At 73.0% G+C, this 18,251-nt stretch carries 10 protein-coding genes; 6 read left to right on the top strand and 4 right to left on the bottom strand.

The genetic code is table 11. The features are described from left to right. Positions 1 to 12 precede the first annotated feature (12 nt). Both ACH5AC_RS14700 and ACH5AC_RS14695 read right to left on the bottom strand, forming a co-directional pair. A complete protein-coding gene (locus ACH5AC_RS14700) occupies positions 13 to 1,302 on the bottom strand; it encodes a cation:proton antiporter (RefSeq protein ID WP_398862116.1) in 1,290 nt (429 codons plus the stop codon). 180 nt (positions 1,303 to 1,482) lie between these two features. Further along, entirely contained in the window at positions 1,483 to 1,944 is a 462-nt protein-coding gene (locus ACH5AC_RS14695) for a CBS domain-containing protein (protein WP_398862115.1), read from the bottom strand. Positions 1,945 to 2,232: 288 nt separating this feature from the next. Between ACH5AC_RS14695 and ACH5AC_RS14690 the strand changes: the two genes are divergently transcribed. After that, positions 2,233 to 3,933 carry a universal stress protein gene (locus ACH5AC_RS14690; RefSeq protein WP_398862114.1) on the top strand — a complete coding sequence of 567 codons (1,701 nt, stop codon included), beginning with the start codon at positions 2,233 to 2,235 and terminating at the stop codon, positions 3,931 to 3,933. Between the two features lie 256 nt (positions 3,934 to 4,189). Here the strand turns inward: ACH5AC_RS14690 and ACH5AC_RS14685 are convergent, their stop codons facing one another. Next, positions 4,190 to 4,543, bottom strand: a complete 354-nt coding sequence (locus ACH5AC_RS14685) for an alpha/beta fold hydrolase (protein ID WP_398862113.1) — start codon at positions 4,541 to 4,543, stop codon at positions 4,190 to 4,192. A 152-nt stretch (positions 4,544 to 4,695) separates the two neighbouring features. Then, positions 4,696 to 6,282 (bottom strand): (2,3-dihydroxybenzoyl)adenylate synthase, encoded by a 1,587-nt coding sequence (locus ACH5AC_RS14680; RefSeq protein WP_398862112.1) that lies wholly within the window; start codon positions 6,280 to 6,282, stop codon positions 4,696 to 4,698. A gap of 366 nt (positions 6,283 to 6,648) precedes the next feature. On the opposite strand from ACH5AC_RS14680, the gene ACH5AC_RS14675 reads away from it, so the two are divergent. The 5 genes from ACH5AC_RS14675 (at position 6,649) to ACH5AC_RS14655 (ending at position 18,242) form a co-directional block, all read left to right on the top strand. Continuing rightward, entirely contained in the window at positions 6,649 to 7,395 is a 747-nt protein-coding gene (locus ACH5AC_RS14675) for a thioesterase II family protein (protein ID WP_398862111.1), read from the top strand. 7 nt (positions 7,396 to 7,402) lie between these two features. Continuing rightward, positions 7,403 to 8,437 carry an isocitrate/isopropylmalate dehydrogenase family protein gene (locus tag ACH5AC_RS14670; RefSeq protein ID WP_398862110.1) on the top strand — a complete coding sequence of 345 codons (1,035 nt, stop codon included), beginning with the start codon at positions 7,403 to 7,405 and terminating at the stop codon, positions 8,435 to 8,437. Between the two features lie 66 nt (positions 8,438 to 8,503). Next, entirely contained in the window at positions 8,504 to 9,880 is a 1,377-nt protein-coding gene (locus ACH5AC_RS14665) for an FAD-dependent oxidoreductase (protein WP_398862109.1), read from the top strand. Then, positions 9,871 to 10,209 (top strand): antibiotic biosynthesis monooxygenase family protein, encoded by a 339-nt coding sequence (locus ACH5AC_RS14660; RefSeq protein WP_398862108.1) that lies wholly within the window; start codon positions 9,871 to 9,873, stop codon positions 10,207 to 10,209. The genes ACH5AC_RS14665 and ACH5AC_RS14660 overlap by 10 nt, the downstream gene beginning before the upstream one ends. Before the next feature lie 242 nt (positions 10,210 to 10,451). Continuing rightward, entirely contained in the window at positions 10,452 to 18,242 is a 7,791-nt protein-coding gene (locus ACH5AC_RS14655) for an amino acid adenylation domain-containing protein (protein ID WP_398862107.1), read from the top strand. Positions 18,243 to 18,251 lie beyond the last annotated feature (9 nt).

Raw genomic sequence — 18,251 nt, 5'->3', positions numbered from 1 at the left:
CCGGGTTCCTGCTCAGGGGGTCGGGGAGGCGGTGCGGGCGTCGGTGCCGCTGTTGTCGGTGTCCTTGCCGTTCTTGCCGTCCGTGCCGTTCTTGTCGTTGCCCTTGTCGTCCTCGTCGGGGATCCCGACGAGGTCCTCGACGTCGAACACGCGGGCGATCGGGACGTCGGTGGAGCTGTGGGCGATGATCGAGAACGCGATGGTGATCGCGATCAGGGTGTACGCCTCCTCAGCCTGCGGGATGCCGGACTGCAGCACCAGCAGGCCGTAGACCACCGAGGCGAACCCCTTCGGTCCGAACCAGGCCGCGGTCAGCTTCTCCCGCCGGTTGAACTCGGTGCCGACCAGGGAGATCAGCATCGACGCCGGCCGGATCAGCACGATCGCCAGGACCACCGCCACATAGCCGCCGAAGGACAGGTCGCCGAAGAGCGCAGGCGTGAGCAGCGCGCCGAACACCAGCAGGGCGGCGAACTTCGCCAGCTCGGCCAGCGCCTCGCCCAGCGGCTCGAACGCGTCCTTGGCCTCCGGGGAGACCGCCGCCAGCACCGCACCGGCGGAGAACGCCGCGAGGTAGGGGTTGGCGTGCGTGAGGTGGCAGGCCGCGTACAGGATGATCCCGGTGGCCAGCGGCAGCAGCGGCTGCAGCTTGGGCTCCGCGCCCAGCAGCCGGAACCGGACCAGCCAGTTCACCAGCAGCGGCAGGACGACACCGAAGGCCAGGCCGAGCGCCAGCTCCAGGGCGATGGTCCCGAACGACGCCTCGTCCCCGTGACCGGCGGCGGGCCCGGCGGCCGCGATCAGCACCAGCACCACCGGCAGGGCCAGACCGTCGTTGATGCCGCTCTCCACGTTCAGCAGCTCACGCAGCTTGGCGGGGACCTCCTTGCGGCCCACGATCGCGGACGCGAACACCGGGTCGGTCGGTGCGAGCACCGCACCCACCAGGAACGACGTCGTCCAGTCCAGGCCGACCACGAAGTGCGTGATCAACGCCATGAACACGAACGCCAGCGGCATGCCCAGGCCGAGGGCGCGGGCGGGGTTGCGCCAGTTCGCGCGCAGCTTGGCGAACGACACGTGCTGGCCGTCGTTGAAGAGCACCGCGAACAGCGCCAGGTCGGCCGTCACGGCGACGATCTCGCTGTCCGGCGTGATGTGGATCAGCCCCAGGAAACCGTCGCTGACCAGCGCACCACCGACCAGGAACAGGAAGGAGGTGGAGAGCACGGTCCGCGCCGCCAGGCCGGACAACAGCACCGCGATCATCAGCGCGACGCCGAACACCACCACCAAGACCATGACGGGTCCCCGATCGGAAGAGAGAGATCTGTCCTCTGACTCGCCGACCAGACTTCCCGGCACACCGGGGGGAACCATACATGCCGCTGATACGTCTTTGACAGATCAGTCCTGTGCACCCCAGGGGCCCCGTACATTGCCGGGGCCCGGCAAGGTTGCACGCGCCAGAGGGCCCTCAGATCACCTGGGGATGCCCAGCAGCCGCTCCAGCAGATGAGCCGCGGTGATCACACCCAGCAGCCGCTGACCCGCCTTGTCCCGGTCCGCGACCGCCACCAGCGGGCTGCGCACCTGCGCCATGAGCGCGGCGACCTCCAGCGCGGTGGCGTCCGGCTCGGCGACCGGCGGCGCGGGCAGGCTCCTGGAGAGGCAGTCGCGCACCTTGCGGCCCGCCAGCGTCTGGCAGAGCCGGTCGGCGTGACGCTCGTCGACGACCGCGGCCAGGGTCGGGTCGTCGATGACGTACGGCGGCACCAGGATCTTGATCATTTGCGAGGCGGGCAGGATCGCCTTCGGCGCCCCGTCCTCGTCCAGCACCAGCAGCGCGGGCAGACGCTGCTCCGCCATCAGCCGCGCCGCCTCCATGGCGTCGGTGTCGACCCCGACCGTCTCGTACTCCACCGCCAGATCACGTGCCCGCACGATCGGCTCCTGTCTCTCGTTCCGTTCCCGACGCACGGCAGCGTCACGCGGATGCGCGGCACCGACCAGCCATCACGCGCCAGTTCACACGCCATTCTGACGCACCGGCCAGGGCCTCTTGCACCGCCTCGACACCGGGGGGCGCGGCACGCCCGCCCCCTACCCAGGTGTCATACGAGAGTTGGCTCCCCGGTGCGACGCCGGGCGCCGCGCCGCCTCCCTACCTTCCCGACCTTCCCGCCGACCGGCGGCCGCAGCGGCGGCGGACGGACACAGGGAAGACACAGCATGCGGCGCTTCAAGCGCGCCCTGGCCGTCTGCGCGCTCGTCATGACGGTGGCCGCGGGCACGGTGGGCTGGGCGTGGGGCGAGGTGCAGACCGCGGTCACCGGCCCGCCGGCGGATGTCGCACGGTTCTTCGCCGCGCTGACGGACGGTCAGCGCGAACTGCTGGCCACCCGTCATCCGCTGGTCGCGGGCAACCTCGACGGCGCCCCGCCCGAGCTGCGGTACGCCGCCAACGCACGCGCGCTCACCGCCGAACGCGGCCGAGAGCTCGCCCGCGCCGCCGACCGCCGGTCGGGGTGGGCTACGACGCCGCCACCGGCCGCCTCGCCGAGCAGGGGGCGCCCCGGCTCGAACGGTTCCTCGGCCGCATCGCACGGCGGTGGCCGCCGCGGACCGCGTCGACGCGCGCACCCCCGCGCACCGCGACCGTGCCGTCGACGGGCTGCGCGCCCTCGCCCTGGTCCCGGTGCCGGTCGGTGCGGAGATCGGCACCTTCCACGGCTGGTCCACCACCTGGAGAAGGTCCCCGACAACACCGACTTCCTGCGCCCGCGGCCCGGCACACCCGTGTTCGTCCACGACGTCTTCCACGGCCGCAGGCCGCTGCCCTTCACCGAGGGCGCGGTCGTACTGCGCCGGCTCGCCGAACGGCAGAACCCCTGCTTCACCGCCTCCCGGGCCCACGCCCCCGACATCCACGCCCGCGTGCACGACATCAAGCCCGGCGGGTCGGACGAGGCCGGCCACTCAGGGCCGAGCGGTGGGAGAATGAGAACGTGCCGTCGTGGGGAAGGCGGTGGGGCGATGGAACTGCCTCTGGTCGTGGGCGTCGACGGGTCGGAGACCGCTCTGCTGGCGGTGGACTGGGCCGTCGACGAGGCGGTGCGGCACGGCCTGCCGCTCCGGATCGTGCACGCCTCGCTGTCCGAGCGGTACGAGGCGGCTGCTCTCGCGGAGACTCCGGGGACTGTCCCGGAGGTGGTGAGCGAGCACGACCTGGCCGAGGGCGTCGTGGCGCAGGCCGCCGACCGGGCCCGGCGGCGCAGCGCGACGCTGGAGATCAGCACCGGTGTGGCAGCGCAGGACGCCGTGTCGGCCCTGCTGCGGGAGGCGGGCACGGCCACCGCCGTCGTGACCGGGGCCCGGGGCAGGGGCCCGGTCAAGGAACTGCTGCTCGGTTCGGTCAGCCTCTCCCTCGCGGCCCGCGCCCCCTGCCCGGTCGTCGTCGTACGGGGCAGCCTGCGCAACAGGGACGTGGCGAACGCCCGCGTCGTCCTGGGCGTCGGCGGCCCTGCCACGGGTCCCGCGGCCGCCCGGTTCGCGTTCCGCGAGGCCGCGGTGCGCGGCAGTGTGCTGGAGGCCGTACGTGTCTGGCGCGGCCCCGCCCACAGGGCGGCACCGTATCCGCTCCTGCGGGGCGACCCGGCCCACCAGCGGGAGGAGGAGGCGTCCGTACTCCTCGACGACACCTTGGCCGCCGTGGACGACCTTCCCGAAGCTCTCGCCCACCCCGTGGTGCGGCGGGCGGTGATCGAGGGCTCCGCGCGCCAGGAGCTGCTGGCCCGGTCGGCGGCGGCCGACCTGCTCGTCGTCGGGGCGCGGCGGCGGCACGGGCATATCGGGCCGCAACTCGGCCATGTGGGACACACGCTGCTGCACCACGCCGACTGCCCGGTTGCCCTCGTCCCGCACCAGGGGTGAGGCAGGCGGAAGCTGCCCGGGTGCGGGCGGCGAGCTGGGGGAAGGAGCGGGGCAGGTCGTACCACCGTGGGTCGGCCCGGTCGTCCGCGCGGAAGGCGCGTCGAGCACCGAGCGGTCGGCCTCGTGTGCCGCGACCAGGCGGTGGGTCCGAGGAAGCGGTGTCGTTCAGCCCGGCGATGCCCCGGATGTCGCTGGGCTGAACGGGTGTCCCGGTGCCCGGTGACGAAGGATCCGGCCGGGCACGGGTCGTCCCGGATCAGACGGAAGGCGCCGGCCGTCGGCACCGGGCCGGCGGAGGTGAGTCGGACGCGGCGAACAGCAGCGGCGGCCGCGGTTGCCGGGGCGTCGCCGCCACCGCCAGGGCGACGTACGCACCCAGGCTCCCGCCGTACACGGCGTCGACCGGACGACCGAGCTGCCCGGCCGCGTCGCGCACGGCGGCGTCCGCCGTGACCAGGCACGGCTTCTCGAACCGGCGCCCGTGGCCGGGCAGATCGACGGGACGGAACTCGATCCGGTCACCGAGGGCACGCCTGAGCGGCCGGAAGTAGCCGACGCCGCAGCACGAGGGCGGGACGATGACCCCCACGGGCCGGTGCTCCCGTGTCATGGACCGTCCGGTCACCTGGCGCGTACGGGATTCACGCCTCGTGGATCGGGCCGGGCAGGTCCCAGTGCCCGGTGGGATCCCAGCCGGATGCGGTGGTCAACCGGCCGAGGCAGGCGCGGAACGGACGCAGAATCCGTCCCGCGCGGGCATCGTCAGCGTTCCGAGGCGGCGATTCCTGCGCGCAGTGCCTTCTTGTCGACCTTCCCCATCGGTGTACGCGGAAGCTGCGGCATCGGTATCAGCCGGTCGGGGATCTTGTAGGCGGCCAGGCCGCGGCCCCTGAGGAACTCCTTCATGGCCGACGGGCGGACGTCCGCCTCGTTGAGGACGACGAACGCGTAGGTCCGTTCGCCGAGCACGGTGTCCGCCACGCCGATCACGGCCGCGTCCTGCACGGCGGGGTGGGTGCGCAGCTGCCGCTCCACCTCCTCCGCGGAGACCTTCTCGCCGGCCCGGTTGATGACGTCCTTGATCCTGCCGACGATCATGATGTTGCCGTCCGGCCGGCGCCGGACGAGGTCGCCGGTGCGGAAGAAGCCGTCCGGCGTGAACGAGCGGGCGTTCTCCTCGGGGGCCCGGTAATACCCGCGGATGGTGTACGGCCCCCGTACCTGCATCTCGCCCGCCTCCCCATCGGGCACGGGGTTCCCCGACTCGTCGACGATCCGGACCTCGTCACCCGGTGACATCGGGCGGCCGTCCGTGTCGACGGCCACCTCCTCCGGGTCGTCGAGCCGGGTGTGGGTCAGCAGCCCCTCGCTGATGCCGTACCACCGCTGGATCCGGCAGCCCAGCACCTGGGCCGCACGGCGCGCCAGGGCCGGGTCGAGCGGCGCGCTGCCCACCTGGATCAGCAGGCGGGACAGTTCGCCGGGCGGTCGTCCGGAATCGGCCCACAGCCGCAGCACCGAGGGCACGACCGTGGTCACCGTGACCCCCTCGCGGCGGATCAGCGAGAAGACGTCATCGGGCCGCACGCTCGACGTGAGGACCGCCTTCCCGCCCAACAGCAGACTGCCGAACACGCCCGGACAGGCGAGGGCCGCCTGGTGCGCGACCGGGTTGACGGCCAGGTACACCACCTCCGGGCCCACCTCCATCGCCTTCGCGCTGGCCCGCATGACGTACTCGTAGTCGTCGTGGGTCCGGGGAATCAGCTTCGGCAGTCCGGTGGTGCCACCGGAGAGCAGGAACAGAGCCGGGTCGGACGCGTCCACCCGGGGTAGCGCGACGTCCTGGGCGCCCAGCGACTCCAGCTGTGTGAACTCCTGGGCGTCGCCGCTGACGATCACGTGCGGGACCGACGGGATCTCCCGGGCGATCGTGCGGTAGTCGAACCCGCCGAACTCGTCCTTCACCACATAGGCGACAGCGCCGGAGTGAGCGCACAGATGCGTGATCTCGGCCCTGCGGTGACCGGGCAGCGCCAGCACGGGGATGGCTCCGGCCCGCAGCAGCGCGAAGACCAGGACGACGAACTCCGGGACGTTGGGGAGGTGCACCACCACCCGGTCCAGGGGCTTGATGCCCAGTCCGATCAGGCCGCCCGCCAACCCCTCCGCCCGCCGGGACAGCTCCGCGTAGGTCATCCGGCGTTCGCCGCACACCACGGCCACCCGCTCGGCGTTCCGTTCGCACGACTCGTGCAACAAGTCACCGATCGGCCGGCCGAGCCAGACCCCTGTCCGGCGCAGCTCCGCCGCGAGCCGTTCGGGCCAGTGCACAAAACCGTCAAGCATGATCGCGTTCCCTTTCAGCGGTCGGTCGAGGCGTGGATCGAGGGGGCGCGGAGGTCCGGGTGGAGCCGCGGGTGCGCTCGGTCCGTCCCGGCCGCGGGCCGGCGGCCAAGCGGCCGGAGGGCGGGTGCCTCCAGGCGGTGGCGGGCGGTGTCCGGTGCGGTGGTGCGCGACGTCCGCGCGCGACGTGAGCCCGGTGCCGTGCGCCGGCGTGCCTGCGGTCCTTGCTGTCCTTTCCCTTGGCATCCTCAGCGTCGCGGTCCGCCGCCCCCCGATCTCTTGCCGACATCTGTCGCCGGCCACGCGAATCCGCGGCGAGTGGAAAACATGGTGCGGACGGAACGACGGCCGGCCAGGAGGGCGAAGAGGATGAGCCGGATACGGGAACGCGGATGGGTGCGGTCGATGACCATCGGTGATCCGCTCGGCGTACGCGTGGTGTGCTTCCCGCACTCGGGGGGCTCGGGGATCGTCTTCGGCGAGTGGTCCGCCGCGGTGCCGCCCGGTGTGTCGCTGATGGCCGTCCAGTACCCGGGCCGCGGCGACCGCTTCGGAGAGCCGCCCGTGGACGACGTGGCCGCGATGGCGGGCTGCGTGGCGGCGGAGCTGCTGCGGTTGCCGCCGGGCGACGACATACTGTTCGGGCACAGTCTGGGCGCGCTGGTCGCCTACGAGACCGCCCTGCTGCTGCGGGACGCCGGCGAGGAACCCCTGGCGCTCTGCGTGTCCGCCGCTCTGCCGCCCGGACGGATGAACAACAGAAGCATCCACCTGGCACCCGACGACGAGTTCTGGACGACGCTGTGCGCGCTGGGCGGCATCGAACCCGCGATCGCCGAGAACGCCGAGCTGCGCGACCTCCTCCTGCCCGTCATCCGCTCGGACCTGCGGGCCCACGCGACCTACCGGCCCCGCCCGGGCACCCGTTCGCTGTCCTGCCCCGTGCGCTGCTACCACGGCGAGGGCGACCCGTTGGTGGAGCAGGCCCAGCTGGCGGGGTGGGCGGGCGTCACCTCCGGCGGCTTCACGGAAACCGCGCGGCCGGGCGGGCACTTCCATGTGACGGCCGACGTCGCGGAACTCGTCGCGGACGTGCTGAGCCAGGGCCGGAAGTGAGGCGGCCTTGACCACCATCGCCGTGATCCCCGGTGACGGCATCGGCCCCGAGGTGATCGAGCCGGCGCTGGACGTCCTCGACGCCCTCGGCCTCGGGGCGCGGACGGACGTCCTGGACCACGTCAACGCGGAAACGTACCTGCGCACCGGAACGGCCCTGACCGGAGCCGACCTCGACAGGATCAGGTCCAGCGACGCGGCGCTCCTCGGCGCGGTCGGCGATCCCCGGCTCAGCGACACCGCCTACGTGCGCGCTGTCCTCACCACCCTGCGTCTCGAACTCGACCTCTACGTCAACTACCGGCCCGCCAGACTCTGGCACGACAGGCTCAGTCCGCTGCGTGACCCGGCCCGCCGGGCGATCGACTGCGTGATCGTCAGGGAGAACACCGAGGGGCTCTACAGCGGCATCGGCGGTGGTACGCGCACCGGGACCCCCCAGGAGATCGCCATCGACGTGGACCTCAGCACCCGTCAAGGCGTGTCCCGCGTCCTGGATTTCGCCTTCTCCGTGGCGCGCAGGTCGGTGTGCCTCGTCGACAAGGCCAACGCCGTCCGCAACGGCGGGCAGCTGTGGCAGCGGTGCTGGAGCGAGGCGGTCGCACGGCACCCGCACGTCGAGACGTCCCACCTCTACGTGGACACCGCCGCCCTGCGGCTGGCCACCGATCCCACCGCCTTCGACGTCATCGTCACCAACAACTCCTACGGCGACATCCTCAGCGACCTCACGGCCGCGCTCGCCGGCGGCCTGGGCGTCGCGGCGTCGGCGAATCTCAACCCCGTGACCGGACAAGCCCTCTTCGAGCCCGTGCACGGCAGCGCCCCGGACATCGCGGGTACCAGCACCGCCAACCCGTTCGGGGCGATCCTCTCCGTGGCCCTGCTGGCCGAGCACCTGGGCCGGACCGAGGAGGCGGACGCGGTCCGCCGGGCGGTCGCCGCGGCCGTGGCGACCGCCCGCGTCACCCCCGATCTCGGCGGATCCCTCAGCACGAAGGAGGTGGGCACCGTGGTCCTGACGGAACTGCGGCGGCCGTAGCGAGGTGCGGACGCGGACACGACCACGGAACTGCGGGCGGAACAACGGACGAGGGGCGGGCACAGCATGAACGGCGACGGCACGAACCGCACGGACGCGAACCCGGAGACCGTCATCGTAGGGGCTGGTCTGGTGGGCGCGGTCACGGCTTGCTACCTCGCCCCCCGCTTCGGACCGGTCACCCTGCTGGAGAAGCGGGCGGACCCCAGACTTGAGCCCGGTCCAGAGCGCCGGTCACTCGTCGTGATGCTGTCGGCGCGCGGCTGGCGCGCCCTGTCGGACCTGGGCGTCGCGGACGCCGTGCGCCGGATATGCGTCCCCCTGCACGGACGCTGCGGGCACCTGCCCGACGGCCGGACGCGGTTGACTCCCTACAGCCGGGACGGACAGCCCATCTGGGCGGTGGAGCGCCGGCGGCTGCACCAGATCCTGCTGGACGCCGCCGAGGCGACCCCCGGTGTGCGCATCCGCTTCGGGCAGCGGGTGCGCTCGGTGGACCTGGACGAACCCGCGGTGCTGGTGGAGGACCGGCACGGCTCGCGCCGGCTGACGTGTCGCCGGGTCCTCGGCTGCGACGGCGCGCACTCCGCCGCCCGGGCCGCCCTGGAGGCGCGGGGCGCCCGGGTCGAGGTGCGCAAGCTGGACCTGGCCTACCAGGAGATCGACGTACCGGCCGGCCGGCTGGACCCGACCATCACGCACTACTGGCCCACCGGGAAGGCGATGTTCGCCGCGCACCCCCTGCCGTCGGGGAAGCTCTCCGGCTCCTTGTTCATGCGTCTCGACGGCCCCGCCCCGTCCTACGCGGCGGCCCGCGGCGGCCAGGACCTTTCCGAGATGTTCGCCGCCCACTTTCCCGAACCGACCGCGATCATCCCCGACATCGCGGACCAGCTGGCCACCAAGGCCGTCTCGACCCTCACGGCCGTCCGCTGCGACCGATGGGTCTGGCAAGACACCTTCGCGCTGCTCGGTGACTCCTGTCACGCGATGGCGCCCTTCATGGGACAGGGCATGAACTGCGGCTTCGAGGACGCCCGGGTCCTCGTCGACTGCCTCGACGCCTCCGCCGACATGGCGGCGGGCCTGGCAGCCTACGAGAAGTCGCGGACCGAGGACGCCGACGCGATCTCCCGGCTCTCCTACCGGCACTACTTCACCATGGCCAACCCACCTCGCGAGGAGACCGCCCCGGACGTGCTGCGCGGGCGGCTGACGGCCCTCTTCCCCGACCGGTTCGTGCCGCTGTACGAACGGTGCGCCTTCAGCGAGGAGAGCTACGCCTCCGTACTGCGCGACGACCGGCGTCTGGACCGGCTCGTGGCGGATCTGCTGGCCCGGTACGGCACCGAACTGGTCTCGGCGCCCGACGACCGACTGCGCGCCTGCACCCCTCCCCCCGCCCCCACCACAGCCACCCTGGAGGACTCCGGATGTTCGTGATCCTGTTCAAGTCGCACCTGTCCGAGCAGGCCGGCGAGGAGTACTACGCCACCGAGGAGCGGATGCAGGAGCGGGTGCGCGCCATCGCCGGATCCGACCCGGTGGAGGTCAAGCACTACACCGGGGAGGACGGTGAACGTCTCGCCGTCATGCTGTGGCGCGACGAGGAGACCTTGGACAAGTGGCGTTGCGACCCCGAGCACCAGGTGGCGCAGCACATGGGCAGGAAGCACTGGTACTCCGCCTACGAGCTGACCGTCGCCCAGGTGATCCGGACCAGCGCGCACGACAACCGGAGCCCGGCCGCGACGGCCGAGGAGCCGCGCTAGCAGGCGGAGGACGGCCGTCGGAACGACCGGATCGAGCGAGGGACGGCCTTCCGGGCGGTTGTGGCGGGCTGCGGACGGACGCCGCCCGCGCTGTGTTTCGGAGCTGTTTCGGCTGATGGCCAATTCCTTTTCGATCTCTGGCCAACATCTTTCATCGCAGTTGTTCAACCACAGGGGCCGCGACAAGCATCGGCACGTCGAAGGGCCGTTGACCGGGACACCACTTTGCTGGGGGCATTTGGATGCGTTGCACCGGCGTCACATCCGCGCAGGAAGCCATGTGGCTCGCGCAGGAGTTCACCCCTGACGTACCGAACAACGTGGCGACTCTCTGGGACATCGACGGTGACCTGGACACTGCCCTGCTGGCCGAGGCCCTGCGGGCGGCGGTGGCGGAAGCCGACGCGCTGAAAGTGAACTTCCGCCGCGACGACGACGGACTGCGGCCGGTCGCCCGGGACCTCGGGGCGTGGGAGCCGTTCCGCCTCGACGTCGGCGACGCCGCCGACCCCGCCGACGCGGCCCGCGCCGTCGTCGCCGATCTCGTGCGCCGGCCCTTCGACCTGACCGAGGACGCGCTGCTGCGGATCGGCTCCATCCGGCTGGGCCCCGGCCGTCACCTGCTCGTGCTCGTCTTCCACCACATCCTCACTGACGCGTTCGGCGTTCTCACCCTGCTGTCCCGGCGGATCGCCGAGATCTACCGCGCGCTGCGCGCCGGCTCCGCGTTGCCGGAGGGCGCCCCGAACCCGCCGGAGGACGCGGCGGCGAAGGACGCTGCCTACCGGGCGTCGACGCGGTTCGCCGACGCCGAGCGGTTCTGGCCCGACTACCTCGCCGGAGACCTGCCCGCCGCCCGTCTGCCCGCCGGTGTCCGTCCCGGCGCCGCCGCCGGCGAGCCCGGGTACTGGGACGGCCTCACCGCACCGCAGCGGATGTCCACCCGCACCGCGACGGTCCCGGCCGCCGAACTCGCCGCATGGGAACACGCCTCCACCGCGGCCGGGACCTCGGTGCCCGACCTGATCGCCTCGGCCGCCACCGCGTTTCTGGGGCACCTGTGCGGTCTGTCCGAGCCGCTGCTGACCATCACCGTCAATCACCGCGTCGGCGCACTGCGCCGCTCCCTCGGCCTGCTCTCCAACCGGGTGCCGCTGCGCTCGCGGGTGGACCCCGCGGCCGACTTCGTGGAACTGGCCGAGGCGCTCGGCCGGGAGCGGCGCCGTGTCCTGCGGCACGCCCGGCACGACATATCCCTGATCAAGCGGGCCACCGGCCACGCCGGAGACGCGCGCAGCCCGTTCGGCGCCGTCGTCAACGTGCTCCCCTCCGTCGAAGCGCTCGACCTGGCGGGCGCCTCAGCCCACTTCGCCGGTGGCACCTTCGGCGTGATCGACGAGGTGATGGTCTGCGTCTACACCGACGGAAGGGCCGACAGCGACCTGTACGTCCGGTTCGATGCGCCGCGGGCCGAGTACGACGACCAGGACATCGCCGGGCTCGCCGAGCGGTTCGTGACGTTCCTGCGGACGGCCCTGGCCGACCCGCACGCCCCGGTCGGGACCGTCACCGCGCTGCACCCCTGCGAACGCCGCGCGCTGCTCACCGAGTACGCCGGACTCACGGTGACCCCGCCTTCGGCGACCCTGACCGAACTGCTGGACCGGCAGGCCGACGCCACCCCGGACGCCGTCGCGCTGACCTTCGAGGACTCCCGGACGACCTACCGGGAACTGGCCGAGAGGTCCGGCCGGCTCGCCCGCCTGCTCACCGAGCGCGGCGCAGGGCCCGAGCGGTTCGTCGCGGTCGCGGTACCCCGTTCCCCGGAACTGGTCGTCGCGCTGCTCGCGGTCCTCAGGGCGGGCGCCGCCTACGTCCCCGTCGATCCGGACTACCCGGCCGCGCGGGTGGAGTTCATGCTCGCCGACGCCGGACCCGCGCTGCTGCTCACGGTCAAGGACACCGCGGACCGGCTGCCCCGGACGGATGTCCCCGTCATCATGGTCGACGACGCGCCGCTCACCGAAGGGCCCGTCACCTCCGCCCCGCACCGGGTCGACCACCCCGCGTACATGATCTACACGTCGGGATCGACCGGACGGCCCAAGGGCGTCGTCGTCACGCACGCCGCGATCGTCAATCGGCTGCTCTGGATGCAGGATCGCTTCCGGCTCGACGGCACCGACCGGGTCCTGCAGAAGACGTCCGCCTCGTTCGACGTGTCCGTCTGGGAGTTCTTCTGGCCGCTGATCACCGGCGCCACCCTGGTGGTCGCCCGGCCGGACGGGCACCGCGACCCGGACTACCTCGCCGAGGTGATCCGGCGGGCCGGCGTCACGACGGCGCACTTCGTCCCGTCGATGCTGGCCGAGTTCGTCACCGAGGAGACGGCTGCCGCGTGCACCGGTCTCCGCCGCGTCGTGTGCAGCGGAGAGGCGCTGCCGGCCGAGCTGGCCGCGCGGTTCCACCGGACCTTCGGCGTGCCGCTGCACAACCTGTACGGGCCGACCGAGGCGGCCGTGGACGTCACCGCGTGGCAGTACAGGCCCGGGGCGAGCACGGTACCGATCGGCACCCCGATCTGGAACACCGCGCTCTACGTCCTCGACAGCCGGCTGCGACCGCTGCCGCCCGGCGTCTTCGGCGACCTCTACATCGCGGGCGCCGGACTCGCCCGGGGCTACCACGACCGCAGGGGCCTGACCGTGGAGCGCTTCGTGGCCTGCCCCTTCGGGGAACCCGGGCGGCGCATGTACCGGACCGGCGACCTGGCGCGCTGGAACGCCGAGGGCGAGCTGGAGTTCGCCGGCCGCGCCGACCACCAGGTGAAGATCCGCGGCTTCCGGGTCGAGCCCCAGGAGATCGAGGACACGCTGACCGACCACCCCGGCGTGCTCAGGGCGGCCGTCGTCGCCCGGCCCGGCCGAGGCGCGGACGGAGCCGCACAGCTCGTCGCCTACGTCGTTCCGGCCACCTCCGGCGGCAGCGGCCCGGCCGGCACCGACTGGGATCTGCACGCCGGTCTGGACCTCGCCGAGCTGCGGGGCTTCGTCGCGGCCCGGCTGCCCGCCCACCTGGTGCCCGCCGCCTTCGTCGCGCTGGACCGCATGCCGGTGACCGCGAACGGCAAGCTGGACCGGGCCGGGCTGCCCGAGCCGGAGATCACCGGCCGTGCCCACCGGCCGCCCCGGACCGGTGACGAGAGCCTCCTGGCCGCCGCTTTCGCGGAGGTGCTCGGCCTGAGCGACATCGGAGTGGACGACGACTTCTTCGCTCTGGGCGGCGACAGCATCCGGGCCATCCAGGTGGTGGCCCGCGCCCGTGCAGGCGGTCTCGCGTTCAGCCCGCGCACCGTGTTCGAGTGCCGCACCGTCGCCGCGCTCGCACAGGCCGCGACCCGCGACAACGCCCCGGCCGCACTCGCCGAACCCGAGGGCGGGGGCGTCGGCCTGCTGCCGTTGCCCCCCATGGCCCGGCTGTACGCCGAGCGCGGCCCCGGCCTGGACCGCCTCGCCCAGTGGCTGGTGCTGGAGCTGCCCGCAGCCGTCGACCTCCCCGACCTCACCGCGGCCCTGCGCTGCGTCCTGGACCGGCACGACGTCCTGCGCTCACGGCTGACGGACGACGGCCTGCTGGTGCAGCCACCCGGCACCGTGGACGCCGGCACGCTCGTCGGCCGGGTGGACTGCCCGGGGGACTGGGACGGCGAGGCGTGGCAGACCCACCTGCGCGCCGAGGCCGCCGAGGCCGTGCGGCACATCGACGCCCGGGCCGGGCAGATGCTCCGGCTGGTCTGGTTCCGGGGGGCCACGGGCGGGCCCGGACGGCTGCTGGTCGTGGCCCACCACCTGGTCGTCGACGGCATGTCCTGGCGGGTGCTGCTGCCCGACCTGGCCGCGGCCTGGCGCCAGGTCCAGGAAGGCCGAACCCCCGCACTGCCGCGGGTGGGCACCTCCCTGCGCCGATGGCTGCACGCCCTGGCCGACGAGGCGGCCCGCCCTGAACGGGTGGCGGAGGTGGCGTTGTGGCGCGACCTGCTCGCGGCCCCCGTCGCACCCGTGGGCTCCCGGCCGCTCGACCCCGGCCGGGACCTCACCTCCACCACCGGCACCGTCCGGGTGGAACTCCCGGCCGACCTCACGAACGCGATCCTCACCTCCGTCCCCGCGGCCTACCGCAGCGGCGCGGACGACGTCCTGCTCACCGCCCTCGTCCTCGCGCTGGCCCGGGAACGGCGCGGTCTGACCGACGGCACGGCGGTCGTACGGGTTGAAGGGCACGGCCGGCAGGAGGAGCTGGTGCCGGGTGCGGACCTGTCCCGCACGGTCGGCTGGTTCACCACGGTCACCCCCGTACGCCTCGACGTCTCGGGGATCGACGTCGACGCCGCGATCACCGGAGGAGCCGCCGCCGGTGACGCCCTGAAGCGGGTGAAGGAGCAGCGGCGGGCCCTGCCCGACCAGGGCATCGGCTACACCCTGCTGCGCTACGTCAACGACGACACCGCGTCGCTGCTGCGCCCGTATCCGGCGGACGACATCGGATTCAACTTCCTGGGCCGTTTCTCCTTCGAACGCCCGGAGCCGGCGCCCGGCCAGGACGCCACCCGTGAGTCCGGATGGACCCCGGCACCCGAATGGGCCGAGTTGGTCGCCGTGCCCGCCGCGGACATGCCGACGCCCAGCGCGCTCGAACTGAACGCCCTGGTGACCGGCACCGGCGACGACGCGCGCCTCACCGCCCTGTTCACCTTTGCCACCGGAGCTCTGACCGCCGACGAGGTCCGCGCCCTGTCGCGCACCTGGTGCGCCGCCCTGCGCGGCCTACGGGGCCTGGTCGAGTCCGGCGGGCGGGGACTGACCCCGTCCGACGTCCCGCTGGTCACCGTCAGCCAGGAAGAACTGGACGACTGGCGACGGCGCTTCGGACGCGTCAGCGACGTATGGCCGCTCACGCCGTTGCAGGACGGGCTGCTGTACCACACGATGCTCGCGCAGAGCGCGTCCGAGGCGTACCAGACGCAGTTCGTGTTCCGGCTCGAAGGCCCGGTGGACCCGGCGCGCCTTCGGGCGGCGGGCCAGGCCCTGCTCGACCGGCACCCGAACCTTCGGGTCGCGTTCCAGTCGAGCGCCACCGGTGAGCCCGTGCAGGTCGTCGTGGACGACGTCCCGCTGCCCTGGAGGCACCTCGACCTCACCGGCGAGGCCGACGCCGCCACGCGGCTGGAAGAGATCCTCGCCGAGGAGCGGGACGCCCGCTTCCGCCCGGACAGCCCACCGCTGCTGCGCCTGACCCTCGTCACCCTCGGCCCCCGGCACGCCGAACTGGCCCTCACCGCTCACCACGTGCTGCTCGACGGCTGGTCGGTGCCGCTCATCGAGCGCGAGCTGATGGACCTCTACACGGCCGGCGGCGCCGGCACCGCACCGGCGCGCCCGCACGGCTACCGGGACTTCCTGAGCTGGCTGTCACGGCAGGACACGGCACGCTCCGTCCGCGCATGGGCCGAGGAACTCGCCGGTGTGGCGGAGCCGACCCTGCTGGCGCCCACGACGTCCGGGGCCCAGCCGACCGGCAGCGGCAGTGGACAGATCGACGTGCCGCTCACCGGCGAGGACTCCACCAGGTTGGCCCGCCGCGCCGCGCAGTGGGGCGTCACCACCAACACCCTGGTGCAGGGCGCGTGGGCCATGGTGCTGGCGCAGCTCACCGGCGGCGAGGAGGTGCTGTTCGGCGCCACGGTCGCGGGCCGACCCTCCGGGCTGCCGGGCGCGGACAGCACGATCGGCCTGTTCATCAACACGGTGCCCGTGCGGGTGCGATGGACGCCGGCCGACCCGGTCCCGGAGGTGCTCGGCCGGCTCCAGGACGCCCAGGCGAGACTGCTGGACCATCACCATGTGGGGCTCGCCGACATCCAGCGGGCGACCGGGCTGAACGAACTGTTCGACACGCTGGTGGTGTTCGAGTCGTTCCCCGTCGACCGGTCCGGCCACGCGGCGGACGGCGCGTCGGCGCGACCGGTGGTGACCGGTATCCGCCCGTACGCCCCGCCGCACTATCCGCTGACCGTGATCGCGGCGGCCGACCCGTTGTTGCGGATCTCCTTCCAGTACCGCCGCAACGTCTTCGAGCGGACCGCCGTGGAGGCGCTCGCCGACCGGATGGTGCGGGTGCTGCGGCAGTTCGCCGCCGGTTCGCGGGCCACTGTCGGCGCGCTCGACGTGCTGTCCGACGCCGAGCGCGAACAGGCGCTGCACGGCTGGAACGACACCGCGGTCCCGCCCCCCGAGCGGACCGTCCCCGACCTGCTCGCGGCGCGGGCGGCCCGGACGCCGGACACGGTCTGTGTCGAGTTCCGCGGGCACCGGCTGACCTACCGGGAGCTGGACGAGCGGGCAGGCCGGCTGGCGCACTGGCTGGCCGGGCAGGGCGTGGGCCCGGAGTCCCGGGTCGTGGTGCTGCTGCCCCGCTCGGCCGACCTGGTGGTGGCCCTGCTGGCCGTGTGGAAGGCCGGCGGTACGTATGTGCCGGTGGACCCGGAGTATCCGGCCGCCCGGGTGCGGGCCGTGGTCGCGGACAGCGCACCGGTGCTGGTCCTCGATGAGAAGCGGCTGGCCGGGGTGGACCTGTCCGACCGGTCCCCTCACCCTGCCGACGGCCCGCGCGTTCCGGTCGGCGCCGACCACGCCGCCTACGTCATCTACACCTCCGGCTCCACTGGGACACCCAAGGGCGTGGTGGTCCGGCACGGTGCGCTGGCGATCCTGCTGACCGGCATGCAGGATCGATTCACCTTGACGCCGGACGACCGGTTGCTGGCCTGCGCCACCGTCGCGTTCGACATCGCCGCGCTGGAACTCTTCCTGCCCCTGCTCGCCGGCGGCCGGGTGGTACTGGCCGGCAAGGACGACATCACCCAGCCGCCGGCACTGCACGACCTCGTCGAACGGTCCGGCGTCACCGTCATGCAGGCCACCCCCGCGCTCTGGCAGAGCCTGGTCACCCACGCGCCGGAGTGTCTGACCGGGCTGCGGGTGATCTCCACCGGCGAGGCCCTGCCACTGACGCTCGCCGAAACCCTGTGCCGGCACGCCGCCGAGGTCACCAACCTCTACGGCCCGACCGAGACCACCGTCTACGCCACCGCCGCCCGTCTGCTCCCCGGGCACTCCGGTATGCCTCCCTCCGTCGGCGGCCCGGTCGCCGGCACCCGGATCCTCGTGCTGGACCGGGCGCTGCGCCCGGTGCCGCCCGGCGCCGCCGGTGACCTCTGGATCGCCGGCGAGGGCCTGGCCCGCGGCTACCACGACAGGCCGGGCATGACCGCGGAGCGGTTCGTGGCCTGCCCGTTCGGGCCACCGGGCGCGCGGATGTACCGCAGCGGGGATCTCGCCCGCTGGACGGTCACGGGTGAGGTGGAGTACCTCGGCCGCTCCGACCACCAGATCAAACTGCGCGGCTACCGGATCGAGCCCGCCGAGGTCGAGCACACCCTGACCCGGCACCCCGCGGTCCGCCGGGCTGTCGTCATCGCCCGCGAGGACCGGCCGGGGGACCGCCGGCTGGTGGCGTACGTGGTCCCGGAGACCGGCGCCGCGCCGCCCACCACGGAGCTCCTGCGGGAGGCGGTCGGAGAGCGGCTGCCGGCCTATATGATCCCGGCCGCGTTCGTGACACTCACGGAACTGCCACTGACGCCCAACGGCAAGCTCGACCGTTCCGCCCTGCCCCGCCCGGAGGTGGCCGGGGACGGGTACCGGGCTCCCCGCACACCCCGGGAACAGACGCTGTGCGCGCTGTTCGCCGAGGTTCTGGGCGCCGAGCGCATCGGTCTCGACGACGATTTCTTCCTCCTGGGCGGCCATTCATTGATGGCCACCCGGCTGGTGGCCCGGGTACGCGCGGAAATGGGCGTGGAAATCCCGATGCGCATCCTCTTCACCGCCCCGACCGTCGCCGAACTCACCACCCGCTGGAACGAGATGTCGGCCTCCACTCGAAAGCCGCTGCGGAGAATGACCGAAAGGTAGGAAAAAACC

This window comes from Streptomyces sp. NPDC018693, from assembly GCF_044391385.1.
Taxonomy (GTDB): Bacteria; Actinomycetota; Actinomycetes; order Streptomycetales; family Streptomycetaceae; genus Streptomyces.
This window is presented reverse-complemented; position numbering and strand designations above follow the sequence as displayed.

Coding starts and splice junctions, on each gene's coding strand:
- ACH5AC_RS14690 (WP_398862114.1), top strand. CDS start 2,233: ATGCGGCGCTTCAAGCGCGCCCTGGCCGTCTGCGCGCTCGTCATGACG.
- ACH5AC_RS14675 (WP_398862111.1), top strand. CDS start 6,649: ATGAGCCGGATACGGGAACGCGGATGGGTGCGGTCGATGACCATCGGT.
- ACH5AC_RS14665 (WP_398862109.1), top strand. CDS start 8,504: ATGAACGGCGACGGCACGAACCGCACGGACGCGAACCCGGAGACCGTC.
- ACH5AC_RS14700 (WP_398862116.1), bottom strand. CDS start 1,302: ATGGTCTTGGTGGTGGTGTTCGGCGTCGCGCTGATGATCGCGGTGCTG.
- ACH5AC_RS14660 (WP_398862108.1), top strand. CDS start 9,871: ATGTTCGTGATCCTGTTCAAGTCGCACCTGTCCGAGCAGGCCGGCGAG.
- ACH5AC_RS14655 (WP_398862107.1), top strand. CDS start 10,452: ATGCGTTGCACCGGCGTCACATCCGCGCAGGAAGCCATGTGGCTCGCG.
- ACH5AC_RS14680 (WP_398862112.1), bottom strand. CDS start 6,282: ATGCTTGACGGTTTTGTGCACTGGCCCGAACGGCTCGCGGCGGAGCTG.
- ACH5AC_RS14685 (WP_398862113.1), bottom strand. CDS start 4,543: ATGACACGGGAGCACCGGCCCGTGGGGGTCATCGTCCCGCCCTCGTGC.